The sequence below is a fragment of the Salmonella sp. 32020114201800008SM genome, assembly GCF_017572025.1.
GTDB classification, from domain to species: Bacteria; Pseudomonadota; Gammaproteobacteria; order Enterobacterales; family Enterobacteriaceae; genus Salmonella; species Salmonella enterica.
The window spans coordinates 327214-352481 of record NZ_JAGEQM010000003.1 but is presented as its reverse complement, the minus strand read 5'-3'; the positions used below and the strand labels follow the sequence as shown (position 1 = coordinate 352481).

The following is a 25268-nucleotide window of genomic DNA, read 5'->3' as shown; positions in this document are numbered from 1 at the left end:
GCCGCTTTTTTTTACCGCAATTAGCCCCAATATTTTCTGCAAAGCCACTTTTTAAGTAACTAAAGGTTGTCAGTCTGTCCGGCTTATAAGATCATATGCCGTTATACGTTGTTTACGCTTTGAGGAATCCACGATGAGTGAGGCTGAAGCCCGCCCGACTAACTTTATTCGTCAGATTATTGATGAAGATCTGGCGAGTGGTAAACATACCACTGTCCATACCCGTTTTCCGCCGGAGCCGAATGGCTATCTGCACATCGGCCACGCGAAATCTATCTGCCTGAACTTTGGCATCGCGCAAGATTATCAGGGCCAGTGCAACCTGCGTTTCGATGACACCAACCCGGTAAAAGAAGATATCGAGTACGTTGATTCGATCAAAAACGACGTCGAGTGGTTAGGCTTTCACTGGTCTGGCGATATTCGCTACTCCTCCGATTACTTTGACCAACTGCACGCCTATGCGGTCGAGCTAATCAATAAAGGCCTGGCCTACGTTGATGAGCTGACGCCGGAGCAGATCCGTGAATACCGCGGTACGCTGACCGCGCCGGGTAAAAACAGCCCGTTCCGCGATCGCAGCGTCGAAGAGAACCTCGCGCTATTTGAAAAAATGCGTACCGGCGGTTTTGAAGAGGGTAAAGCCTGTCTGCGCGCTAAAATCGACATGGCGTCGCCGTTTATCGTGATGCGCGATCCGGTGCTGTATCGCATTAAATTCGCCGAGCATCATCAGACCGGCAACAAGTGGTGCATCTATCCGATGTACGACTTTACTCATTGCATCAGCGATGCGCTGGAAGGCATTACTCATTCTCTGTGTACGCTGGAGTTCCAGGATAACCGTCGTCTGTACGACTGGGTGCTGGACAACATCACCATTCCGGTTCACCCGCGCCAGTACGAATTCTCGCGGCTGAATCTGGAATACACCGTGATGTCCAAGCGTAAGCTGAACCTGCTGGTGACCGACAAACACGTCGAAGGCTGGGATGATCCGCGTATGCCGACTATTTCCGGTCTGCGCCGTCGCGGCTATACCGCGGCTTCTATTCGTGAGTTCTGCAAACGCATCGGCGTCACTAAGCAGGACAACACCATTGAGATGGCGTCGCTGGAATCCTGCATTCGCGAAGATCTGAACGAAAACGCGCCGCGCGCGATGGCGGTAATCGATCCGGTAAAACTGGTTATCGAAAACTACCCGCAGGGTGAGAGCGAAATGGTTACCATGCCTAACCATCCGAATAAACCGGAGATGGGCAGCCGTGAAGTGCCGTTTAGCGGTGAGATCTGGATCGATCGCGCGGATTTCCGCGAAGAAGCGAACAAACAGTACAAGCGTCTGGTGATGGGCAAAGAAGTGCGTCTGCGTAATGCCTACGTCATTAAAGCGGAGCGCGTAGAGAAGGATGCCGAAGGGAATATCACCACCATCTTCTGTACCTATGATGCCGATACGCTGAGTAAAGATCCGGCTGACGGGCGTAAAGTGAAAGGCGTAATCCACTGGGTTAGCGCAGCACATGCGCTGCCGATTGAAATTCGTCTCTACGACCGTCTGTTTAGCGTGCCGAATCCAGGCGCCGCGGAGGACTTCCTGTCCGTTATCAACCCCGAATCATTAGTGATTAAGCAGGGGTATGGCGAGCCGTCGCTGAAAGCGGCGGTAGCAGGGAAAGCTTTCCAGTTTGAACGTGAAGGCTACTTCTGCCTCGACAGCCGCTATGCAACGGCCGATAAGCTGGTCTTTAACCGTACCGTGGGCCTGCGTGATACCTGGGCGAAAGCGGGCGAATAAGCACTGCGCCAACAGGCGAATGCTGTAAAAATACCTTGTCAACGCCGCGTTCTGCGGCGTTTTTTCTCTGCATTTCCAAGAGCCTATCCCATTAGGGCTATTTTACTTGCCATTTTGGACCTGGGCAGTGCTCGCCAAAACGCGTTAGCGTTTTGAACGCCGCTAGCGGCGGCCCGAAGGGCGAGCGTAGCGAGTCAAACCTCACGTACTACGTGTACGCTCCGGTTTTTGCGCGCTGTCCGTGTCCAAACTGGCTGCGCCAATAACGCCTGGTGGGATAGGCTCTAAGTCGATTCTCTTTTTTGCGAGGCGAATTAATTATTCTCTGAAAATTATTGATCTGATAAATGATTATTAATCTAAATGTTATAAGCGTCAGGTCAACAGGAGACAATTATTTTCATGCCTATGGAAAACAAGTCAATTTTCTTTCTGGCGGTCTGCTTCCCCCACCAGCAGTCGAATGTAACAGAAAGCAATTAAATATGTGCGGTTGCTCATATTATTACATACTGGTTACAGAAAGAGATTGATAATTCGCATCGCGAAAAATAGTCTATTTAACGTAGTAAATGAGGTTTCTCAGCGCTACTTTTTATTTTTATTTTTTCGCTGTTCGCTTTTGTCGGCAGCAATTTATACGTCAAAGAGGATTAACTTATGCGTACGTTTAGTGGCAAACGTAGTACGCTGGCTCTGGCTATCGCCGGTATCACAGCAATGTCGGGGTGGATCGTTGTTCCGCAGGCGCAAGCCTCCGGCTTTTTCGACGACTCCACGTTAACGGGCGGCATCTATTATTGGCAGCGTGAACGCGATCGCAAAGATGTGACCGACGGCGACAAATATAAAACTAACCTTTCTCATGCGACCTGGAACGCTAACCTGGATTTTCAGTCTGGTTACGCTGCGGATATGTTCGGTCTGGATATCGCGGCGTTTACCGCGATTGAAATGGCAGAAAACGGCGACAGCGGTCATCCAAACGAAATTGCCTTCTCGAAAAAGAATAAAGGCTACGACGAAGACTATTCCGGCGATAAGAGCGGTATCAGTCTTTATAAAGCCGCAGCGAAATTTAAATATGGCCCGGTCTGGGCGCGCGCCGGTTATATTCAGCCTACCGGTCAGACGCTGTTAGCGCCGCACTGGAGTTTTATGCCGGGTACCTATCAGGGTGCGGAAGCTGGCGCCAGTTTTGACTATGGCGATGCGGGCGCGTTAAGTTTTTCCTACATGTGGACTAACGAATATAAAGCGCCGTGGCATACCGAAATGGATAAGTTTTATCAGGCGGATAAAAAAACCAATGTAGATTATCTCCACTCCATCGGCGCGAAGTACGACTTCAAAAATGATCTGGTGCTGGAAGCGGCGTTTGGTCAGTCCGAAGGCTATGTCGATCAATATTTCGCGAAGGCCAGCTATAAATTTGATTTAGGCGGCAATCCGTTCACCACCAGTTACCAGTTCTACGGCGCGCGCGACAAAGTAGACGATCGCAGCGTGAATGATATTTACGACGGTACGGCCTGGCTGCAGGCGTTGACCTTCGGCTACAAAGTCGCGGAAGTGGTTGACCTGCGTCTGGAAGGCACCTGGGTGAAAGCGGACGGTCAGCAGGGCTATTTTCTGCAACGTATGACGCCAACCTACGCCTCTTCAAACGGTCGTCTGGATATCTGGTGGGATAACCGCTCCGACTTTAACGCTAACGGTGAAAAGGCGGTTTTCTTCGGCGCGATGTATGACCTGAAAAACTGGAATCTGCCGGGCTGGGCTGTGGGCGCGTCTTACGTTTACGCCTGGGATGCTAAACCGGCAACCTGGCAAAGTAACCCGGATGCTTACTACGACAAAAACCGCACTATCGAAGAGTCCTCATACAGTCTGGATGCGGTCTATACCCTGCAGGAGGGGCGTGCCAAAGGCACCATGTTCAAACTGCACTTCACCGAATATGACAACCACTCCAATATTCCAAGCTGGGGCGGTGGTTACGGCAACATCTTCCAGGATGAACGTGACGTGAAATTTATCGTTATTGCGCCATTCACTATTTTCTGATGTCAGATGCGGCAGGCTGCCGGTCTGCCGCGCTGTTGAGGAACGACCTATGAAAAAAATTTTACTCATCGCCAGCATGACCGCCGGTTTGACGGCCTGCGCGTCATCACCCGCGCCGGAAGAAGATAGCCGGCTGAAAGAGGCGTACAGCGCCTGTATCAATACCGCACAGGGCTCGCCTGAGAAGATAGAGGCCTGCCAAAGCGTACTGAATGTCCTTAAAAAAGACCGCAAACATCAGCAATTTGCTAACGAAGAAAGCGTGCGGGTACTGGACTATCAGCAGTGCATTCAGGCGACGCGCACGGGTAACGATCAGGCGGTCAAGGCTGACTGCGATAAGGTCTGGCAGGAAATTCGCAGTCATAATAACGTGCAATAAGACCCTGCCTTGCCACCCACGGGCGAATGTTTTCCGCCCGTGGTTTTTTCAGGCTTTATTTTCTGCCGCGATATAGCCGCGACTCAGACGTACAAACAGCATCGCCGTCGCGGCAAGTCCACATAATGCCGCGCACATCAGCCACCAGCCGGGCGAGCTTTTGTCGCCGGTTAACTTTACCAGCGCGGTAGAGATGGCCGGCGTCAGGCCGCCAAAAATCGCCGTCGCCAGGCTAAAGGCCAGCGAGAAACCAACGGTACGCACATAGACTGGCATCACTTCGGTTAACGCCGCGACCATTGCGCCGTTATACATGCCAAAAAAGAAAGAGAACCACAGCAGTACCAGCGTCATGCGGGTAAAGTCAGGCGCGGCGGTCAGCCACTGCATGACGGGCCAGGTGGTGATCAGCGCCAGCAACGTAATGCCCATTAACACGGCGCGACGGCCAATCCGGTCGGAAATCGCGCCGCCAATGGGTAACCAGATAAAATTGGACACCCCCACCAACATGGTGACGATCAAACTGTCCCGCGCGCTGAGATTAAGCACGGTTCTGCCATAGGTCGGCGTATAAACGGTGATAAAATAAAACGTTGTGGTGGTCATCGCCACCAGCAGCGTTCCGGCCGTAATAATGCGCCAGTTTTTGGCGATAGTTGCAAAAATTTCCCTGGTGTCGGGGCGATGCTTGCGTTGTAAAAACGCCTCTGTTTCTTGTAATGAACGACGTAAAACAAAAATCAGCGGAATGATCATACAGCCGATAAAGAACGGAATTCGCCAGCCCCACTCCGATATCGCGTCGTGTCCCAGCGTGATATTCAGGCTATAACCAATCAACGCGGCGACAACGATCGCGACCTGCTGACTGGCGGATTGCCAGCTGGTATAAAACCCTTTATTGCCTGGCGTTGCGATTTCGGACAGATAGACCGAGACGCCGCCTAACTCAACGCCCGCAGAAAATCCTTGTAATAACCGGCCCAACAGCACCAACGCAGGCGCTGCCAGGCCGATCGTTTGGTAGCCGGGGACGAGGGCGATGAGCAACGTACCGCAGCCCATAATCGCCAGCGTCACCATCAGCCCTTTACGACGTCCGATTCTGTCAATATAGGCGCCAAGCACAATCGCGCCGACGGGGCGCATTAAAAAACCGGAGCCAAAGACGGCAAAGGTCAACATTAATGAGGCAAATTCGCTTTCCGCCGGAAAAAACGTTCTGGCGATATAGGTGGCGTAAAATCCGAACAAGAAAAAATCAAACTGTTCAAGGAAATTGCCGCTTGTCACGCGCAGTATTGCGCCGAACGTGCCGGCGCGCGATGTTGCAGGTGTGTGTTGTGCCATAGGGTTTGCTCTCCACTGTCTTTATTGTTTTATGGGTAAGATGTTGCGGGTCAGTTGCCTGTATCCCCCGCATGTTTTCCGCGTCGCTTCTCAACTGCCCATTTGAGTAAGGCCGCGCAGCGGAAAAATCCGTGGGCGAATTTTCCGTAGGGAAGGGTGAGAAAGAGCGCCATCACCACGCCTAAATGGAGCGCCAGCAGTATGCCCATTCCGCTGGTGTCTCTGCCTGCCAGCAGCGCCAGCCCGGTAAGGCTGGTTAAGAACAGCAGCAGAATAAAGCCGCGATCCATGGGTTTCTGGCGCGCATCGCCATGTAACGGCGACCGCCGCAGATTGAGCCACAGTAGCCCGGCCGGGCCGATAAGCAGACCGATACCGCCCAGCGTGCCGAGCATGACCGGCAGGCTAAAAAACGGGTAGGGCGCTTCCCAACCGGCGACGTAGTGATAGCCCGTCGCCACGACCGTGGCGGCAAAACAGAGCATAAAACCGTAAAAGGTAAAGTGATGAAAGCGACGGCGCAGCAGCGTGAACGCATCGTCCGCTTCGTTACAGCCTTTGCCGTGACCGCCGTCGAGATATTTCAGCGTTAACGCATTGTGCGACGCTTCCGCAATCTCTGCCGAACGCGGTACGCCCGGCGAGATCTCACGCCAGAAGCGGATTACGCCCGCCATAAGCAAACCGATTGCCAGCACAAAAACTGAGCCGAACATCCATGCCAGCAGGCTATGCGGAAAAATTTGATAGAAGTCACCGGCCAGCGGCGGATGAATCAGCGACCCTTTCAGCGCCATCGCCAGTAATAAAAAGAGCGTCAGACCGACTATCAGCGCCAGCGCGACGGTGATCCCCGCCCGACGGTATAACGCGCCAAAAGCGGCGGGCTGGGCATACTGTTGATACGTCTCCAGGCGGGCTTGCGCCATCGCTTTCGGCACGTTAATGGCAAATTCATGGGGCGGCGCGTACTGGCACGCGTGCAGGCAGGCGCCGCAGTTATGACATAAATTCGACAGATAATGAATATCGGCTTTACCGAATTCGAGCCGCTGGGTCATCGCCGGAAATACCGCGCAAAAACCTTCGCAGTAGCGACACGCGTTACACACTTGCATGACGCGTTCGACCTCGGCTTCCGGTTCGGTAAGCACGGTGGCCTCAATGATTAATTTTTCAAGCTGTTTCATGCTGCGCCTCCTTGTGCGCCGCGCGGGCGGCTTCTATTCCCGCAATGCGGCCAAAGGTTGTGCCGATAGACATGCCTACGCCTGCGGTATACCCCTTGCCCAGAACATTTCCTGCCATCATCTCGCCGGCAACAAACAGGTTGCGGCTTGGATGACCGGCAAAATGCACCGCGGCACGTTCATTGACTTTCAGGCCCAGGTAGGTAAACGTGATGCCGGGTCGCAGCGCATAACCGTAGTAGGGCGGCGCATCAAGCGGGCGCGCCCAGTGGGTTTTCGCCGGCGTCAGGTTTTTGGTGGCGCAGTCATCAAGCAAGGTATGATCAAAATGACCGGGTTGGCAGGCCTGGTTATACTGCGTGACGGTATGGGTAAATTTTTCCGCGTCCAGCCCCAACTGGCAGGCCAGCTCAGCCAGCGTATTGGCCTGCGCGCCAGGAAAAACCGGCGGCATAAAGTGGCCGATGGCTTTGCTGTCAATAATCGAATAGCCAATTTGTCCTGGCTGTTGAGCCACCAGCCGCCCCCAAATGGCGTAACGCTTCGGCCAGAAATCTTCGCCTTCATCATAAAAACGTTCGGCGTCGCGATTCACGACAATACCCAGCGATACGCAATCCACGCGAGTACAAATACCGCCGTCGTACAGCGGCGCCCTGGCATCAATCGCTACGCAGTGCGACTGGGACGGATCGCCAATGATATCCGCGCCGGCATCCATCATAAATTTGAGTAATACGCCCTGGTTAAAACGCGTGCCGCGAATCAGGAAATTATCCGCGGGCCATTCGCCGCGGGCGTTTTCTCCCCAGGCCTCCCGCAGCCATTCACGGTTTGATTCGAAACCGCCAGCCGCTAATACGCAGGCTTTGGCGGTAATACGTTCGCTACCCGCCAGCGCTGCCACGAATTCGCCGTCATGAAGTTCAAGCGCGTGAACCGGCGTGTTATAGCGAATCTGTACGCCCAGCCGTTCGGCGCTACGGTAATAGGCATTGACGAGCGCTTTCCCGCCGCCCATAAAAAACGCATTGGTGCGCGCAACGTGGAGCGCACCAGATAATGGCGGTTGAAAGTTAACGCCATGTTTGCGCATCCAGTCGCGGCATTGCGAAGAGGTGCGAATGACCAGCCGCGCCAGCGCCTCGTTGGTGTTGCCGTCGGTGACTCGCCACAGATCCTGCCAGAATTCCTCTTCAGGATAGCTTTCTACCAGCACATCCTGCGGCGCATCATGCATACAGCGCAGGTTTCGTGTATGCTGAGAATTTCCGCCGCGCCATTCTCGCGGGGCAGCCTCCAGCAGCAGAACCGATGCGCCCGCTTCCCGTGCGGTCAGGGCGGCGCATAATGCGGCATTGCCTCCGCCTATCACCAGTACATCAACCATCTTATACTCCCGTACCATTTAACTATTTGTTAAATTTGTAATTGAAATGTATACGGATAAATAAGCGGCGCGCTATCAGGTAGCGCTAAACAGGGGTTTAGTAAGCGTAAAGGGTTGCGCCTGGCCATTCACCGGCGTCGACTAACTGACGCATAACTTTGGTAAGGACTACTCTGGCGGCAAGGCCGGCGGGCGTCAGTTCATCATCCGACAGGCTGACTAAAAAATTGGGGCGGCTGAGTACCGGATTATGGACGCCGATCACGCGTAGCGCGTCGTTATCCAGATGAGAAATCGCCGCGCCGGGCTGCAACGTGGCGCCAAGACCGTCGCGCACGGCGCGCATCAACAACGCCAGGCCGTCAATTTCCGCGACGATTTCAACGTTAAGCGCATGTTCCTGGCAGACAGCGTCCAGCCTGCCGCGCAGCCCGTGTCCCTGGCTTGGCATAATGAGCGGAATGCCTGCCAGTTGTTCAGGTGTGATCGGGTTATCAGGAAGCGCCGTCAGCAGGGCATGGGAGCCAATCAGAAAAAGCTGTTCTTCAAGGATCGGTCTGGCGCTCCAGCGCAGGATTTTATCTTTTTGAAAGACAACGGCTAAATCAATCTGGCGGGTATTGATCATTCTTTCCAGATTACCGGACAAGCTTTCCACCACATGCAGTCGGACATCGGCATAGTTTTCCTGCATGGCATGGATAAACGGTATACCCAGTATGGAGGCGGTACTGGGAGCCATTCCTACGCTCACATGACCGGAAAGGCGCGCTTCTCTGGCGGCGAGAATCGCGTCGTCGGCATGACGCAGGGCGAGTTGCGCCTGTGAATAAAAGGCCAGCCCGGCGTTGGTTGGCGTTACGCCGCGCGAAGTGCGCTGCAGCAGACGGATGGCGAGCTCGTTTTCCAGACGGGACATCTGTTGACTTAATGCTGAAACGCCAATATCAAGATCCTGTGCGGCGCTGCCCATACTGCCGGTTTCAATAATACGCACGAAATAGCGTAACTGGCGAAGCTCCATTCCTGCTCTCCTGAGATGCGATAGCGTTTTTTACATTAAATCAACATCAAGCGGCAGGAAAGGGGAGGATATAAAAAAGCCAACCGGGCGGTTGGCTCTTCGAAAGATTTACACTTATTTAGTCGCGTCATCGTGCGCGTGCTCGTCTTCGCGGCAGTCGCCTTCAGCGCAGTGGCCGTAAAGATAGAGGCTGTGATTAGTTAAACGAATACCGTGTTTCGCCGCAATTTCACGCTGGCGCGCTTCAATAGAGTCATCACTAAATTCAATCACTTTTCCGCAGTCAAGGCAGATAAGATGGTCGTGATGATGCTGTTGCGTCAGTTCAAAAACGGATTTACCGCCTTCAAAATTATGGCGGGTCACGATACCGGCATCGTCAAACTGGTTCAGCACACGGTATACGGTTGCCAGACCGATTTCTTCACCCATGTCGATCAGGCGTTTGTATAAATCTTCCGCACTGACGTGATGGTTATCTGGTTCCTGAAGAACTTCCAGAATTTTTAAACGAGGAAGCGTTACTTTCAGGCCAGCCTTCTTTAATGCGGTATTGTTGTCAGTCATGCGGAATCTGTCCTGTTGCTAAACGATTCACTTCATTAGAGAAGTGACAGAAATTGCACTCAAGATAATGCGTATCATTATAGGACTGCCATGCCGAAATGAAAACCGCAAGTCTCTCGCAGATGTTAATAAAACTGTGGTTTTGCCTGCAAATTCTGGCGCCACCTGATTACACCCGGACATTGTACAGGGATGGGTGCGAAAGTTACAAATTTGTAGCAATTATTTTGATTGGTCTTGTCTATTGATGCGGCGCAGATATAACGCTGCGCCGCATAAGATTAGGCGTTGAGGATGTCGTCGAGGTGCAATTCAGCCGAAACTTGCTTAACCCATTTTTCAACACGCTCGGCGGTCAGTTCAGGCTGACGGTCTTCGTCAATCGCCAGGCCGACAAAATGATCGTCGTCAGCCAGACCTTTAGAGGCTTCAAAATGATAGCCTGCGGTTGGCCAGTGACCCACAATCGTGGCGCCGCGCGGCTCAATAATGTCGCGAATCGTGCCCAGCGCATCACAGAAGTATTCCGCGTAGTCTTCCTGATCGCCACAGCCAAATAGCGCCACCAGCTTACCGTTAAAGTCAATCTCTTCGAGAGTCGGGAAGAAGTCATCCCAGTCACATTGCGCTTCGCCATAGTACCAGGTTGGGATGCCCAGCAGCAGAATGTCATACCCTTCCAGGTCTTCTTTACTGCTTTTTGCAATGTCATGCACATCGGCAACGTCTTTACCAAGCTGTTTTTGAATCATTTTTGCGATATTTTCGGTATTACCGGTGTCGCTGCCGAAAAAGATGCCAGTGATTGCCATGAGTAAAATAACCTCTTGAAACTTATTGAAATGGTGGTGGCGAATTGCCCACGGATAAGGGCAATCATAGCAGAACAGGCAGATATGCGGAAACAGCAATCACGCGGGACTGCACGCTCTGCTACACGAAATATGAAACAAAACTTATTTTCAGACTAAACCCTGGCCGCGCAGCGCCATAAGCTGCTTCATTAATATTTCTTCAATGAGCTCGCTGCGGCTAATGTTGCGCGCTTCGGCCAGCTCATTCAGCGCGTCAACCGCTTGTGCGTTGAGTTTTAATTCGACACGCTTGAGGCCACGAACTTTGTCGCGTTTTAACTGGTTGCGCTTGTTGATGCGTAACTGTTCATCGCGCGAAAGCGGATTCGTTTTAGGTCGTCCCGGGCGACGCTCGTGCGCGAACAGATCTAATGTCGTACGGTCCGTTTGTTCTTTGGCCATGATTTTGGTGACTTCGGGGGAAACAATCAGCCAGGCTTATGCCCGGATGGATAGCGCGCCATCATACATCAGCGAGGAAGCGACGCCAACGCCCGCGCGCGTAATCGCGCACAGGCGATGAGTTTTTAATCAGTTAGCGTTTATCGTGCAGATAACGGCGGATGGCGCGCAGAACCGCCTCTGGTTTTTCGGCATGTACCCAGTGGCCCGCGCCGGCGATCACATGCGCGCGCGCCAAAGGGAATTGCGCCAGCAGCGCGTCGCGGTACGCTTCGGTCACGTACGGCGAGTTACCGCCTGGAATAAACAGCGCCGGATGTTCCCAGGGCGGAATGGTTTCCCAGCCGACGATATGCGGATACTGCTCCCATAATACCGGAACATTAAAACGCCATTCGCCTTCAGCCCAGGATTTTAACAGAAACTGGATCACGCCTTCTTCGTTGAGGTGCTGGCGCATAATCCCTGCCGCCTGTTGGCGGGATGTCGCGTCGGATTCGCTGACGGCGTTAATGGCCGCGAAAATGCGATCGTGGCGGCGAACGTGATAATCCACGGGGGCGATATCAATCGCGACCAGACGATCGATGCGATCGGGCGCCAGCGCCGTCAGCGCCATTACCGCTTTTCCGCCCATGGAATGACCAATAAACGTCGCTTTTTCAATCTGCTGCGCGTCAAGCGTATCCAGAAGATCCTGGGCCATTGCCGGATAATCCATGACCGGATCGCGCGGCGATAAACCATGATTGCGCATATCGACCTGAATAATGTCGTGATCGGTCACCAGATCGCGCGCCAGTACGCCGAGGTTGTCCAGGCTGCCAAACAGACCATGAACGAGAACGATGGGGGAATTATTGTGCAGGTTTTGTGCAGATTGCGCTCGGATGTTTAATTTCATGGCAAAGTTCTTTTTTTCGCTCTGTCGGGTTAGGGTATTATGTTGACCATTCTGCCACTGGGCTGCAACCTCTAAGGTTTACTCCGAGTTTTTTTGTCAGCCGGGCTTAACGCTATCCGCTGTTGGGATTTGTTCCTATAATCCCAATGACTTGTATTCAGCAAAGACATCGCACTGGATTAAGATGAAAACGATTGAAGTTGATGATGAACTCTATAGCTATATTGCCAGCCACACCAAGCATATCGGCGAGAGCGCATCCGACATTTTACGGCGTATGTTGAAGTTTTCCGCTACGACACAGCCAACGGCTTCAGCGGTGAAGGGGACGCCTGCGGCGCAACCCGTTGCCGAAGCGAAACCGGTTAACCCGGTAAAAGACAAAGTTCGCGCGATGCGTGAGCTGTTGTTGTCTGACGAATATGCCGAGCAGAAAAAAGCGGTCAACCGCTTTATGCTGATTCTGACTACACTCTATTCACTGGATCACCACGCGTTTGCGGAGGCGACGGAGTCGTTGCATGGCCGCACGCGCGTCTATTTTGCGGCGGATGAACAAACGCTGCTGAAAAATGGGAATCAAACTAAACCTAAGCACGTTCCCGGCACGCCGTACTGGGTGATCACCAACACCAACACCGGCCGTAAATGCAGCATGATCGAACACATCATGCAGTCAATGCAATTCCCGGCGGAATTGATTGAAAAGGTTTGCGGAACAATTTAATCCTTGCATTAGAAGGACCAGGCAATGGCAATCCACAACCGCGCAGGACAACCCGCGCAACAGAGTGATTTGATTAACGTCGCCCAACTGACGGCGCAGTATTATGTACTGAAACCGGAGGCAGGGAATGCAGAACATGCCGTGAAATTTGGCACTTCCGGCCATCGCGGCAGCGCAGGTCGTCACAGTTTCAACGAACCGCATATTCTGGCGATCGCCCAGGCGATTGCTGAAGAGCGGGCGAAAAATGGCATTACCGGCCCCTGCTATGTGGGGAAAGACACCCATGCGCTCTCGGAACCGGCCTTCATTTCCGTACTGGAAGTGCTGGCGGCAAACGGCGTAGACGTTATCGTGCAGGAAAATAATGGCTTTACGCCAACGCCTGCCGTGTCAAATGCTATCCTGGTCCATAACAAAAAAGGCGGCCCGCTGGCTGATGGTATTGTCATTACGCCGTCGCACAACCCGCCGGAAGATGGCGGTATTAAATATAATCCGCCCAATGGCGGCCCGGCGGATACCAACGTCACTAAAGTGGTAGAAGATCGCGCCAATGCGCTGCTGGCGGGCGGCCTGCAAGGCGTTAAGCGCATCTCTCTGGATGCGGCAATGGCCTCGGGCCACGTTAAAGCGGTAGATCTGGTACAGCCGTTTGTCGAAGGGCTGGCGGATATCGTTGATATGGCGGCGATTCAGAAAGCCGGTCTGACGCTGGGTGTCGATCCGCTGGGCGGCTCCGGTATTGAATACTGGAAACGTATCGCTGAGCATTACAAACTTAACCTGACGTTAGTTAACGATCAGGTTGATCAAACCTTCCGCTTTATGCACCTTGATAAAGATGGCGCGATCCGTATGGATTGCTCCTCCGAATGTGCGATGGCGGGTTTGCTGGCGCTGCGTGACAAGTTTGACCTGGCCTTCGCCAACGACCCGGACTACGACCGTCATGGCATCGTGACGCCTGCAGGGCTGATGAACCCGAACCATTATCTGGCGGTCGCCATTAACTATCTGTTCCAGCATCGTCCGCTGTGGGGCAAAGACGTGGCTGTCGGTAAAACGCTGGTCTCTTCCGCGATGATTGACCGCGTGGTGAATGATTTGGGACGCAAGCTGGTAGAAGTGCCGGTTGGCTTCAAATGGTTTGTTGACGGTTTGTTCGACGGCAGCTTTGGTTTCGGCGGGGAAGAGAGCGCGGGCGCTTCGTTCCTGCGTTTCGACGGTACGCCGTGGTCTACCGATAAAGACGGTATCATCATGTGCCTGCTGGCGGCGGAAATCACCGCCGTTACCGGGAAAAACCCGCAAGAGCATTACAATGAACTGGCAGCGCGTTTTGGCGCGCCGAGCTATAACCGTCTGCAGGCGGCAGCGACCTCGGCCCAGAAAGCGGCATTGTCTAAACTGTCTCCGGAAATGGTGAGCGCCAGCACGCTGGCAGGCGACCCGATCACCGCGCGTCTTACCGCAGCGCCGGGTAATGGCGCATCGATTGGCGGCCTGAAGGTAATGACCGACAACGGCTGGTTCGCCGCGCGTCCATCCGGTACGGAAGACGCTTACAAGATCTATTGCGAAAGCTTCCTGGGGGAAGAACATCGCAAGCAGATTGAGAAAGAAGCCGTTGAAATCGTTAGCGAAGTATTGAAAAACGCCTGATGGGCGATATGGAAGAAAAAGGAGCCTTACGGCTCCTTTTTTGTATTAACGGCGCTGCGCTTATCAGGCCTGTAAACCGCCTCCAGGCCGGATAAGGCGCTTGTGATATCTGACTTATTCGCTCTGAGTCGCCAGATGTCGGCGGCAGGTGAGGGCGTCGCATTCGATACGCACCACGCAAACCGCTTTCATCATATCTTCCCGATAACTGAAGGTTTTTCCCGGATCGGTCTGACGCATAATGACGTCCAGGCCGTGGCGCATCTCCTCGCGCGTTTGCAATATCGATGCCAGTCCGGTGGCGAAAACGCTGGTGTAGGCGTAGCTATAATCACAGGGGTCATCGGCACGTAGTAATGCATGGTCGCCGTCCATTTCAATGCATACTGCCGGGTTCTTACGTAACAGACGCATCTTTTTCCCGGTGCGTGCGCCGTGAAAATAAAATATCCAGCGTCCGTTCTGATACTCGTAGCCAAAATTTACGGGGACAACATACGGACAGAGATTGTCGTTAAACCCTATCCGACACACTTCGTGTTTACTGAGAATAGCCAGTATTTCTGCTATATCAGTGACTTCCCGTTCTGGATTACTCATTTCTATTATCTTATTCAAAGAGTGAAAATGCCCGGACTACCGTTACCGCAGCCCGGGCGCGCCATCAGCCGTGTTTATTTTTCAATTCAAAACGCGGTGAGACCAGGCCGTATAACGTCCAGCCGAGGAAGGTCACAATTGAGCCGTACAGCATGGCTTCTTCACCGGAGGAATAGAGCGCGTAGAAGCTATACATGGCGCCAACGAAGGCCACGAAGTTAGCGACTTTCGCTTTTGATGACGGCACATTCGCCATTTTCTGAATGATAACCAGCGCGGCCATCGACAGAATATACGGAATAATGTTCGTCACCACCGCCAGGTTAACCAGGACGTTAAACTGACTATTCAGCGACGGGCTAATGGTCATCAGCGACAGGCCAGTCTGAATAATCACAATAATCAACATCCCCTGTACCGGCGCGTCGACTTTCGTTACACGAGAGAAGACTTTCGGGAAATAGCCTTCGTCAGCGGAGGATTTAAAGACCTGAGCGATAGTGAACTGCCAGCCCAGCAGCGAGCCGCAGCAGGACATTACCATCAGCGCCATGATCACTTTACCTACCGCAGGCGTGAACATCTGTGCAAACGCCAGACCAAACGGCGCCGTGGAGTTCGCCAGATCCATGTTCGGCACAATCCCGGCAATCACGTTAGTCGAAACGATATAGATGACCGCCGCGCCCAGCGTACCGCCCAGTACCGCGATGGGGACGTTCTTTTCCGGATTCTCGACCACGTCTGCGTTGGCGCAGGCGGATTCCAGTCCAAGAAATGCCCATAACGTCATGGCGATGGAAGAACCGACCGCGCTAAAGAACGGAACATGGTGCGGGTTCCATGACGCTACGTACATGCTGGGGCTAAACCAGAACCAGCCAATGATGCACAGGCCGACAACCGGAATGATGACGCCCCAAACGGTAACGCTACTGATCTGTCCGGTAATACGCGCGCCGCCAAAGTTTGCGATGGTACAAACCCACAATACGGCGATAGTCGCCAGACCGATCTGGAGCGGCGTCAGCGCGGCGCCGAACAGTTCGGTACCATAGCCGACAGCGGAGATGGCGATAGCCACGTTGGCGATCAGCAGCGAGACGCCGTAGGTATAGTTCGCCATAAAGTTGCCGGATTTACCGAAGGCATATTCGGCGTAACCGCCCATGCCGCCGGATTTACGGCTAAACATACCGCATTTCGCAAACGCCCAGGCCAGTGCCATCGAGCCGACGGCGGTGACCAGCCAGGAGATAATGGATATCGTGCCGACTTCAGACAGTTTGGTCGGTAGCATGATGATCCCGGAGCCCATCATGTTGACCATAGTCAGAATTGTGAGCTGCACGACACCCATTTTATTGGATTTAGGTTTACTCATAATTTTTCCTCCTTCAGCAGGGAGCGCTGCGCGTCACGAGGTTTAATGACGTAGCACCAGACCTGCTTACGGCCGTCGTGTTCTTCGATATAAACGCCCTGCAGTTCAGGCGCAAAGCCCGGCAGCAGGTTGATCCCTTCTTCCAGGGCGCTGAAGTAACGCAGGACAGAACCGCCCCAGATTTCACCCGGAACTACACACAGCACTCCCGGCGGGTAAGGCAGAGCGCCTTCAGCCGCGATACGACCTTCCGCTTCCGGCAGGCGAACCAGTTCGACCTCGCCGCGCAGATAGGCATAGTTGGCCTCTTGCGGATTCATACTGACTTTCGGGAAATGCGATTTACGGAACATCTCTTTTTGCAGCTGTTTCACGTTGTGCCGCGCATAGAGATCGTGCATCTCCTGGCAAAGCTGACGCAGGGTATAGCCGGCATAACGCGCTTCATGCTGTTTGTAGATGGACGGTAATACTTCCGCTAACGGCGCATCAGCTTCCAGCAGTTTTTCGAAACGAGCCAGCAGGGCGACAAGCTGTTGTAACTTCGCCATGTCTTCTGCCGGCGTCAGCAGGAACAGAATGGAGTTGAGGTCGCATTTTTCCGGCACAACGCCGTTCTCGCGCAGGAAGTTGGCGAGGATCGTGGCAGGAACGCCAAAGTCTTCATATTCGCCGCTCGCTGCATTAATGCCCGGTGTGGTGAGCAGCAGTTTGCAAGGGTCGACAAAGTACTGATGTTCGGCATAGCCTTCAAACGCATGCCAGTGTTCTCCCGGAACGAAGTGGAAGAAGCGCAGATCGCTGGCGATCTCTGACGTCGGGTATGACTGCCACGGCTTACCATCAATCAGTTCCGGTACGAACGGACGGATGTGATGACAGTTTTCGAGGATCAATTTACGGGCATCGATGCCGTTAACCACGCAATCCATCCACATATTGCGACCGCTGACGCCTTCGTGCATTTTGGCGTTAACGTCCAGCGCGGCGAACAGCGGATAGAACGGGCTGGTGGAGGCGTGCATCATAAAGGCGTTGTTCATGCGCTTATGCGGAACGTAGCGCGATTGCCCTTTGATATGGCTATCTTTTTTATGGATCTGCGAGGTCTGGGAGAAACCGGCTTGTTGTTTGTGAACGGACTGCGTCACCAGAATACCCGGATCGTTTTCGTTCAGTTCCAGCAGCAGCGGCGAACAATCGGCCATCATCGGAATAAATTGTTCATAGCCGACCCAGGCGGAGTCAAACAGGATGTAGTCGCACAGATGACCAATTTTATCGACGACCTGACGGGCGTTATAAATGGTACCGTCGTAGGTGCCTAACTGGATGACGGCCAGACGGAATGGACGTGCTTCGCGGGCGCGCTGCGGCGCGACTTCGCTAATCAGCTCGCGCAGGTAATCTTCTTCGAAGCAGTGAGCGTCGATCCCGCCGATAAAACCATACGGGTTACGCGCGGTTTCCAGATAAACTGGCGTTGCGCCCGCCTGCAATAATGCGCCGTGGTGGTTAGATTTGTGGTTATTACGGTCAAACAGTACCAGATCGCCCGGCGTTAACAGCGCGTTGAGTACGACTTTGTTAGAGGAGGAGGTCCCGTTCAGCACAAAGTAGGTCTTATCGGCGTTAAAGACTTTCGCCGCATGTTGCTGCGCAATGCAAGGCGCGCCTTCGTGAATCAGCAGATCGCCCATCGCCACGTCCGCGTTGCATAGGTCGGAGCGGAAGAGCGTTTCGCCAAAGTATTCCACGAACTGATTACCGGCAGGATGACGGCGGAAGAATTCGCCGCCCTGATGCCCCGGGCAGTCAAATGCGCTGTTGCCCTGGTTGACATAATCCACCAGCGCGCGGAAAAACGGCGGGCGTAACTGCGTTTCGTAGTGGCTTGCTGCGGTTTCCAACTGGCGACCATAGAAGGCAGTACGGGATTCATTATATTCGAATACACCAGAGATACGCGGCAAATACTCAGGCGGTACGCGCCCTTCGTCATGAGTCGCGACAAACACGGGAATACCGTAACCCGTTGCGTCGATTTCATCGAGTTTTCCGTGTTCAATGTCGTCGATGGATAACACGATGGCAGCCACGTCGATGAAACGACTCTCATCAACATTTACAATATTACGGTGTGTAGAAAAACAATCCGGGCAATGACGGCTAACGGCAATTTTTAATTCTGACATTTTTCATCTCTTTATTTCAGGTAATAGCAGGCCCTCAATTTCTCGCATGAGAAACTGATTCTTCCGGAAAAAATCAAAGCTATCCCGCTGATAAAAAAATCAGTAAATTAGCTTTATTTTAGATGTAATAAATCCCAACCCGTCCGGTTGCAGGAAATTCAGGATTTAAGGAGTTGAGTACTACGATATACAGGCAGAAACCGCGATAACTAAAATTGCGCCGAGTCGGAATTTCTTCTGTCAAACCACATAGTTAGCTGGCTGGGCGTAAAGGAATTACCGTACTGTCGCTTTTAACAATTCGAGTTATTTAGGCAATAGACCTGAATGACATAAGGGTCGGAAAGACCTGTATGCTGAAGTACCCGTAGCAGAAAAACTACCGGGCATTAAAGAAATGAAAGTCGAAACTATTACGGTGGGCAAACATCATAATATGCGTTGTCCGCCTTATATGGGGCATAAAACGATTATTATTTTCCATTTTGAGGTCCTTTCATTGATTTATTGAAAGCATGGATATTTTATCCAGGAAGCGCCAGCAATCTGTGAACCAGATCAACAAAAAACGATCATTTGAAAAATAATTAGTCGGCGATTATGCATATCGTGCTGTGAAATAACGGATTGTTTCTTAAATGTTAATTATATGTTTTTTATATCCTCCATAAAATATAATATCGCCGCGAAAATAATTATTCGCGACGCCGAAAATAAATGACATAAAAATTAAAAGTTATTTAAAAATAATGAATAGCTATTCACGGCATAAAGCGATAGCCAATTCCGGTTTCGGTAATAAAATGGCGTGGGCGGGTGGGATCTTGTTCCAGTTTCTGGCGTAAATGTCCCATATAGATGCGCAAATAGTGGCTATGCTCCACGGCGTTAGGGCCCCAGACCTGGTTTAATAACTGCCGTTGGGTTAATACCTTGCCGGCATTATTGAGTAATACCGCCAGCAGGCGGAACTCAATCGGCGTCAGATGGATTTCTTCGTCGCCACGGTGGATCAACCGTGCGGCGAGATCGACCGTCACGCCGGAAAAGCGGACGATCGGATCGGCGCTAGAGCTGGCAGCGTGCCGTCGCAGCGCGACACGCAAACGCGCCTGCAACTCGCCAATGCCGAATGGCTTGCTCAGGTAATCATCAGCTCCGGCGTCAAGCGCGGCAATCTTATCGCTTTCTTCGCTGCGGGCGGAAAGGACAATCACCGGTATTGCGCTCCACTGACGCAGGTCGCGAATGAAATCGATTCCGTCGCCGTCCGGCAGGCCGAGATCGAGAATAATCAGATCGGGCTTTCGCGTGGCGGCTTCCAGTAAACCACGTTGTAATGTTTCAGCTTCATACACGCGCAGGCCGTCGCCTTCCAGCGCGGCGCGCAGAAAGCGGCGGATGGCCTGTTCATCTTCAACAATCAGAACGTTTGTCACATATCCTCATGAAAATCGTCAAGTTCAGGTGGCTTTCCTTGCGGCAGCGTCACACGGAAACAGGCGCCGCCCTGCGGTCGATTATAGGCGGTAAGCGTGCCGCCGTGTACCTCTACGATAGCATGGCAAATCGCCAGCCCCAGCCCCACGCCGGGGACGGCGGACTCTTTGTTGCCGCGAGCGAATTTATCGAAAATCTTCTGTTCTTGCCCCGCAGGAATACCCGGCCCGTTATCCCAGACATCCAGTTGTAAACGATCGTCCTTAACCGCAGCATCAATGCCGATACTGGCCTGCGGCCCGGCGTACTTAACGGCGTTTTCCAGCAAGTTGATCAGGACACGCTCAAATAAGGGGCCATCGACATGGATAAGCGTTAACTGTTGCGGCAGCGACAATGTAATCGGATGCAATAAACCCGGCTCTAACATCTGTAACGCGCTACCGACGACCTCTTCCAGCGTCAGCCACTCTTTTTTAAGATTAAACCCGCCGGACTGAATACGCGCCATATCCAGCAAATTATTCACCAGCCGGGTGGTGTTGAGAATATGCTGGCGGATTTCACTGGCCTGACGCGCGTGGGGCGATCCTGCGCTGGCTAAATCCAGCGTCAAAATTTCCGCCTGGCCGAACAATACCGTCAGCGGCGTGCGTAAATCATGCGACAGCGCCGCCAGCAGAGCGTTGCGAATACTTTCTCGCTCGCTGGCGAGACGCGCCTGTTCTTCGCTGGCGGTCAGCGTCAGTCGTTCCAGCGCGTTGGCGACAAGCAGAGTAAATGTTTCCAGCAGGCGTTGCTGCTCCGGCACCATTAACTGACGCAAATTACCCGGTTCGACGATAGCCAGACCGTACGTTTTATCGGCGCTTTTCAGCGGCAGGATTTGATAAGGCACGCCAGGGAGGGTATCGGTGCCTGCGCCGGCAGGCTGGCCTTTATCAAAACTCCAGCGCGCAATTGCGTCGTCCCACGGCGTCATGCCTTGCTGGTGGGTGAGAGGCAGCAACTTACCGTTAGTATCAGGTAATAAAATTTGGCTGCGCGCCTGAAACGTCGAGGCGATAAACCGCTCGCTGGTCGCGGCGATATCATGTTCGCTACGCCCGACGGCCAGCGCTTTAGACATTTCATATAAATGACGGGTACGCTGTTCCCGATAACGGGCGACGCGCGCCTGATAGCGCACCCCGGCAGTAAGATTGCCAATCACCAGACCAACCGTCAGCATCACGGCAAAGGTCAGCAAATACTGCACGTCCGAAACGGCGAGCGTACCGCGTGGCGCGATAAAAAAGAGATCGAAACTCGCCACGTTAATCACCGTCGCCACCACCGACGGCCAGCGTCCGTAAAGCAGCGCAATCACCACTACGCCCAGCAAATAGAGCATCACCAGATTGGCGGCGTCAAAGGTGACAAGCCACTGCATAGCGATAAGCGTGGTGATGGCGCAAAGCGCTACGGCGACCAGACAGCCCTGAATCTGCCCACGCCATTTCTCTTTAAAAGGTCGGTTATCAGGCGTTTGCGCCAACGCGCGGGCAGGCGGCTCTTCCAGCGCGACGATCACCTGATCGAGATCCGGCGCGCGCCTGGCAAGACGGTCGGCGAAAGCGTCACGTCGCCACCAGCGTCGCGACGCCGGGCGGCCCATGACGATTTTCCCCAGATTATGCTCGCGGGCATAGCGCACGACCGCTTTCTCTTCGGCGGGATCGGACAGGGTGGCGGTTTCCGCGCCAAGCTCCTGCGCCAGGCGCAGCGCGCTTAAAATAGCCCGCCGTTGTTTTTCCGGTAAGCGGTGTAACGTTGGCGTTTCGACATAGACGGCGTGCCAGACGCTGCCGAGCCGGGAGGCCAGACGCGCCGCGGTACGCACCAGTTTTTCGCTGCCGGTGTTATGCCCGATACACAGTAAAATCGCATCGCGGGTGTGCCATACTTTTTCTTCGCCCGGATGCGCGCGCCAGGCGCGCATCTGATCGTCCACGCGATCGGCTGTCCGGCGTAGCGCCAGCTCGCGGAGGGCGATCAGATTGCCCTTGCGGAAAAAATGTTCAATAGCGCGTTCCGCCTGACCGGCGATATACACTTTACCTTCGTTGAGCCGTTGGCGCAGATCGTCGGGCGGCAGATCGACCAGTACGACTTCATCAGCGGCATCAAAAAAGGGATCGGGGACGGTTTCGCGCACCTGAATCCCCGTGACGCCGCTCACCACATCGTTCAGACTTTCCAGATGTTGTACGTTCACGGTGGTGAAAACGTCGATTCCCGCTTCCAGCAGCTCTTCAATATCCTGCCAGCGCTTAGGATGGCGTGAGCCAGGCGCGTTACTGTGCGCCAGCTCATCCATTAAAATTAGCGCCGGACGCCGGGCGAGGGCGGCATCCAGGTCAAATTCGCGAATTTGCCGCCCCCGGTGCGAGTGACGTTTTGGCGGCAGAATGGTCAGCCCGTCAAGTAGTGCGGCGGTCTCTTCACGGCCGTGCGTCTCTACCACGCCGATCACCACATCCAGCCCCTGCGCTCGCAGCCGCTGCGCTTGCGCCAGCATCGCCCAGGTTTTTCCGACGCCTGCGCAGGCGCCGAAGAAAATTTTCAACTTCCCCCGGTGGGGCGGGGGCGTTTGTTCCAACAAGCGATCCGGATCAGGACGCAAGGGTTCGTCGTTCATTTCGCTCTGTGTCCCTGTAGCGCATCCAGCGCCAGATTAAGCTCAACAATATTCACCACCGGTTGCCCAAGAAAGCGCGCCAGCGGCCTGTGCGTATATTCTGCAACCAGTTGCGCGACCTGTTCAACGGGAAGCTGGCGAGCCGCCGCCACGCGGGGGATTTGCCATGCCGCGGCGCCGGGTGTCAGATTATTATCCAGCCCGCTTGCCGAGGCCGTCGCCAGCTCAACCGGAACCGCGGAACTCGCCTGGGGGTTAGCGGCGCGTAGCGCGGCGACGCGGGCCTGTATTTGCGCATCCAGTTCGGGATTGCTGGCGGCCAGGTTGCTTCCGCCCGACGCCAGTGGATTATAAGGCGTATCGGCGGTGGCGGAGGGCCGGCCATGAAAATAGCCCGCGGCGGTAAACGATTGTCCGATAAGCGCTGAGCCGCGTATCACATTGTCTTTATGAATCAGCGAGCCATTAGCCTGCCAGGGAAACCACCACTGCCCCAGCGCCGTGGTCAGAAGCGGATACACGCCGCCAGTCAATAACAGCAGAAATAACATTGTCGAAAAAGCAGGACGTAAACCGATCATCATACACCTCACGCCAGACCCAGCAGGGTCAGCAGCACATCAATCACTTTGATACCAATAAACGGCACCACCAGACCACCCAGACCATAGATCCATAAATTACGGCGCAGCATGGCCGATGCGGAAAGCGGCTTATAACTCACGCCTTTTAATGCCAGCGGGATCAGAAAAATAATAATCAGGGCGTTAAAGATCACCGCGCTCAGAATGGCGGAGTTCGGCGAATGCAGCCCCATCACGTTGAGCGCGTTTAGCTGCGGATAGGTAGCGGCAAACGCGGCGGGAATAATGGCGAAATATTTCGCTACATCATTCGCGATACTGAAGGTGGTGAGCGAGCCGCGCGTCATCAACATCTGCTTACCGATATGCACCACTTCAATCAACTTGGTCGGGTTAGAGTCCAGATCCACCATATTACCGGCTTCTTTCGCCGCCTGGGTGCCGGAGTTCATCGCCACCGCGACGTCAGCCTGCGCCAGCGCCGGGGCATCGTTAGTGCCGTCGCCGGTCATGGCGACCAGCCGTCCTTCCGCCTGATATTGGCGGATCAGCGCCAGCTTGGCTTCCGGCGTGGCTTCGGCAAGAAAATCGTCCACACCGGCTTCGGCGGCAATCGCTGCCGCCGTCAGGCGGTTATCGCCAGTGATCATCACCGTTTTAATGCCCATCTTTCGTAGCTGGGCGAAACGTTCTTTAATGCCGCCTTTAACGATATCCTTGAGGGCGATAACACCCAGTACGCGCGCGCCTTCCACGACCACCAGCGGCGTCGCGCCCAGACGCGCCACGTTCTCGACGTTTTGCTCGACATCGGCGGGAAAATGGCCGCCATTGCTCTCGACATGACGCCGAATCGCGTCCACCGAGCCTTTACGGATCATCCGGTTATCGATATTAATCCCGCTCATGCGGCTTTGTGCGGTAAACGGAACAAAGGTGGCATGAAGCGACTGCACATCGCGTTCACGCAGGTTAAAGCGCTGTTTGGCGAGGATCACAATGCTGCGACCTTCCGGCGTTTCGTCGGCCAGCGAAGCGAGCTGCGCGGCGTCAGCCAGCGTGCGTTCGTCCACCCCTCGGGCGGGTATAAAATCGGACGCCTGGCGGTTGCCGAGCGTGATAGTGCCGGTTTTATCCAGCAGCAGCACGTCGACATCGCCCGCGGCTTCTACGGCGCGGCCGCTGGTGGCGATGACGTTCGCGCCCAACATTCGGCTCATTCCGGCTACGCCAATGGCGGAGAGTAGCCCGCCGATGGTGGTGGGGATCAGGCACACCAGCAACGCCACCAACACGGTGACGCTGACCGCGTTACCGCCCCAGGCGGAGAAGGGCCACAGGGTGGCGGTCGCCAGTAAAAAGACAATGGTCAGGGCGATGAGCAAAATCGTCAGGGCAATCTCGTTAGGCGTTTTCCGCCGCTGCGCGCCTTCCACCATCGCGATCATCCGGTCAAGAAAGGTTTCGCCAGGATTGACGCTACAGGCAATCACCAGCCAGTCGGAAAGAATTCGCGTTCCGCCGGTGACAGAGGCGAAATCGCCGCCGGACTCACGGATCACGGGCGCGGATTCGCCGGTAATCGCACTTTCATCCACCGAGGCGCCGCCTTCGATGACCTCGCCGTCGCAGGGAATAATATCGCCCGCTTTGACCAGGACAATGTCGCCTTTCCGCAGTTCAGCGGCGGGCACGTTATCGGCCTGCGCATCATGGCGCGGGGCGCGCAGGCGGCGAGCGAACGCGGTCTTTTTCACTCCTTTCAGACTGTTTGCCTGAGCTTTGCTGCGGCCTTCCGCCAGCGCTTCGGCAAAATTGGCGAACAGTACGGTGAACCATAACCACAGGCTGATAATCCCTGTAAACAAGGCGCTTCCCGCTATTTGTCCTGTTACCATAGCGAGCGTTAACAGAGTGGTTAGCACGCTGCCGGCCCAGACCACAAACATCACCGGGTTACGCCACTGGGCGCGTGGGCTTAATTTTTTTACGGCATCCGTTAGCGCCTGTACGAGTAAAACAGGTTCAAACAGCGCCAGTTGCTTGCGACTCATATCAA

The 25268-nt window shown here is 54.1% G+C and carries 21 protein-coding genes and 1 pseudogene; 5 read left to right on the top strand and 17 right to left on the bottom strand.

Features of this window, described 5'->3' with window-relative positions; all coding sequences use genetic code 11:
- The first annotated feature begins 133 nt into the window (after positions 1 to 133).
- From glnS to chiQ, 3 genes are all read left to right on the top strand, one after another.
- Positions 134 to 1801: a glutamine--tRNA ligase gene (gene glnS / locus J4613_RS11020; protein WP_001287181.1), complete on the top strand. Its 1668-nt coding sequence runs from the start codon at positions 134 to 136 to the stop codon at positions 1799 to 1801.
- Positions 1802 to 2461: 660 nt separating this feature from the next.
- Positions 2462 to 3868 (top strand): chitoporin, encoded by a 1407-nt coding sequence (gene chiP / locus J4613_RS11015; RefSeq protein WP_001258803.1) that lies wholly within the window; start codon positions 2462 to 2464, stop codon positions 3866 to 3868.
- 49 nt (positions 3869 to 3917) lie between these two features.
- Positions 3918 to 4250, top strand: a complete 333-nt coding sequence (chiQ, locus tag J4613_RS11010) for a ChiQ/YbfN family lipoprotein (protein WP_000722258.1) — start codon at positions 3918 to 3920, stop codon at positions 4248 to 4250.
- A 48-nt stretch (positions 4251 to 4298) separates the two neighbouring features.
- Here the strand turns inward: chiQ and tcuC are convergent, their stop codons facing one another.
- From tcuC to ybfF, 9 genes and pseudogenes are all read right to left on the bottom strand, one after another.
- The gene (gene tcuC / locus J4613_RS11005) at positions 4299 to 5603 is read right to left on the bottom strand and encodes a tricarballylate/proton symporter TcuC (protein WP_000057014.1); all 1305 of its coding nucleotides are present in this window, start codon (positions 5601 to 5603) and stop codon (positions 4299 to 4301) included.
- A 50-nt stretch (positions 5604 to 5653) separates the two neighbouring features.
- Positions 5654 to 6793 (bottom strand): tricarballylate utilization protein TcuB, encoded by a 1140-nt coding sequence (gene tcuB / locus J4613_RS11000; protein ID WP_111742405.1) that lies wholly within the window; start codon positions 6791 to 6793, stop codon positions 5654 to 5656.
- Positions 6780 to 8183, bottom strand: coding sequence for an FAD-dependent tricarballylate dehydrogenase TcuA (gene tcuA / locus J4613_RS10995; protein ID WP_000228705.1), 1404 nt, complete (start codon positions 8181 to 8183; stop codon positions 6780 to 6782). Before tcuA ends, tcuB begins: the two co-directional genes overlap by 14 nt.
- Positions 8184 to 8280: 97 nt before the next feature.
- Positions 8281 to 9207 carry a tricarballylate utilization LysR family transcriptional regulator TcuR gene (tcuR, locus tag J4613_RS10990; RefSeq protein WP_000423378.1) on the bottom strand — a complete coding sequence of 309 codons (927 nt, stop codon included), beginning with the start codon at positions 9205 to 9207 and terminating at the stop codon, positions 8281 to 8283.
- A 114-nt stretch (positions 9208 to 9321) separates the two neighbouring features.
- Positions 9322 to 9774 carry a ferric iron uptake transcriptional regulator gene (gene fur, locus J4613_RS10985; RefSeq protein WP_000131699.1) on the bottom strand — a complete coding sequence of 151 codons (453 nt, stop codon included), beginning with the start codon at positions 9772 to 9774 and terminating at the stop codon, positions 9322 to 9324.
- Positions 9767 to 9852: pseudogene (locus J4613_RS10980) on the bottom strand (ryhB-regulated fur leader peptide). Before J4613_RS10980 ends, fur begins: the two are co-directional and overlap by 8 nt.
- Positions 9853 to 10055: 203 nt before the next feature.
- Positions 10056 to 10586, bottom strand: a complete 531-nt coding sequence (gene fldA, locus J4613_RS10975; RefSeq protein WP_001018621.1) for a flavodoxin FldA — start codon at positions 10584 to 10586, stop codon at positions 10056 to 10058.
- 150 nt (positions 10587 to 10736) lie between these two features.
- Positions 10737 to 11030, bottom strand: a complete 294-nt coding sequence (gene ybfE / locus J4613_RS10970) for a LexA regulated protein (protein WP_001040939.1) — start codon at positions 11028 to 11030, stop codon at positions 10737 to 10739.
- Between the two features lie 133 nt (positions 11031 to 11163).
- Positions 11164 to 11934: an esterase gene (gene ybfF / locus J4613_RS10965; RefSeq protein ID WP_000773245.1), complete on the bottom strand. Its 771-nt coding sequence runs from the start codon at positions 11932 to 11934 to the stop codon at positions 11164 to 11166.
- Positions 11935 to 12118: 184 nt separating this feature from the next.
- On the opposite strand from ybfF, the gene seqA reads away from it, so the two are divergent.
- A complete protein-coding gene (gene seqA / locus J4613_RS10960) occupies positions 12119 to 12661 on the top strand; it encodes a replication initiation negative regulator SeqA (RefSeq protein WP_000848395.1) in 543 nt (180 codons plus the stop codon).
- Between the two features lie 24 nt (positions 12662 to 12685).
- Positions 12686 to 14326, top strand: a complete 1641-nt coding sequence (pgm, locus tag J4613_RS10955) for a phosphoglucomutase (alpha-D-glucose-1,6-bisphosphate-dependent) (protein WP_000974385.1) — start codon at positions 12686 to 12688, stop codon at positions 14324 to 14326.
- A 114-nt stretch (positions 14327 to 14440) separates the two neighbouring features.
- On the opposite strand, the gene J4613_RS10950 is transcribed toward pgm, so the two are convergent.
- The 8 genes from J4613_RS10950 to kdpB form a co-directional block, all read right to left on the bottom strand.
- Complete coding sequence (locus tag J4613_RS10950) at positions 14441 to 14926, bottom strand: pyridoxamine 5'-phosphate oxidase family protein (protein ID WP_000070053.1); 486 nt, start codon at positions 14924 to 14926, stop codon at positions 14441 to 14443.
- A 64-nt stretch (positions 14927 to 14990) separates the two neighbouring features.
- On the bottom strand, positions 14991 to 16310 hold the full coding sequence (gene potE, locus J4613_RS10945; protein WP_000042658.1) for a putrescine-ornithine antiporter: 1320 nt from the start codon (positions 16308 to 16310) through the stop codon (positions 14991 to 14993).
- Positions 16307 to 18505, bottom strand: a complete 2199-nt coding sequence (speF, locus tag J4613_RS10940) for an ornithine decarboxylase SpeF (protein WP_001292402.1) — start codon at positions 18503 to 18505, stop codon at positions 16307 to 16309. Before speF ends, potE begins: the two co-directional genes overlap by 4 nt.
- A gap of 379 nt (positions 18506 to 18884) precedes the next feature.
- Positions 18885 to 18989, bottom strand: coding sequence for a leader peptide SpeFL (speFL, locus tag J4613_RS10935; protein ID WP_015632840.1), 105 nt, complete (start codon positions 18987 to 18989; stop codon positions 18885 to 18887).
- A 277-nt stretch (positions 18990 to 19266) separates the two neighbouring features.
- Positions 19267 to 19944 carry a two-component system response regulator KdpE gene (kdpE, locus tag J4613_RS10930; RefSeq protein WP_064239921.1) on the bottom strand — a complete coding sequence of 226 codons (678 nt, stop codon included), beginning with the start codon at positions 19942 to 19944 and terminating at the stop codon, positions 19267 to 19269.
- The gene (gene kdpD, locus J4613_RS10925; RefSeq protein ID WP_000997473.1) at positions 19941 to 22625 is read right to left on the bottom strand and encodes a two-component system sensor histidine kinase KdpD; all 2685 of its coding nucleotides are present in this window, start codon (positions 22623 to 22625) and stop codon (positions 19941 to 19943) included. The genes kdpE and kdpD overlap by 4 nt, the downstream gene beginning before the upstream one ends.
- Positions 22622 to 23206, bottom strand: a complete 585-nt coding sequence (gene kdpC, locus J4613_RS10920; protein WP_000579804.1) for a potassium-transporting ATPase subunit KdpC — start codon at positions 23204 to 23206, stop codon at positions 22622 to 22624. The genes kdpD and kdpC overlap by 4 nt, the downstream gene beginning before the upstream one ends.
- Positions 23207 to 23214: 8 nt before the next feature.
- Positions 23215 to 25263 (bottom strand): potassium-transporting ATPase subunit KdpB, encoded by a 2049-nt coding sequence (kdpB, locus tag J4613_RS10915; protein ID WP_000088026.1) that lies wholly within the window; start codon positions 25261 to 25263, stop codon positions 23215 to 23217.
- Positions 25264 to 25268 lie beyond the last annotated feature (5 nt).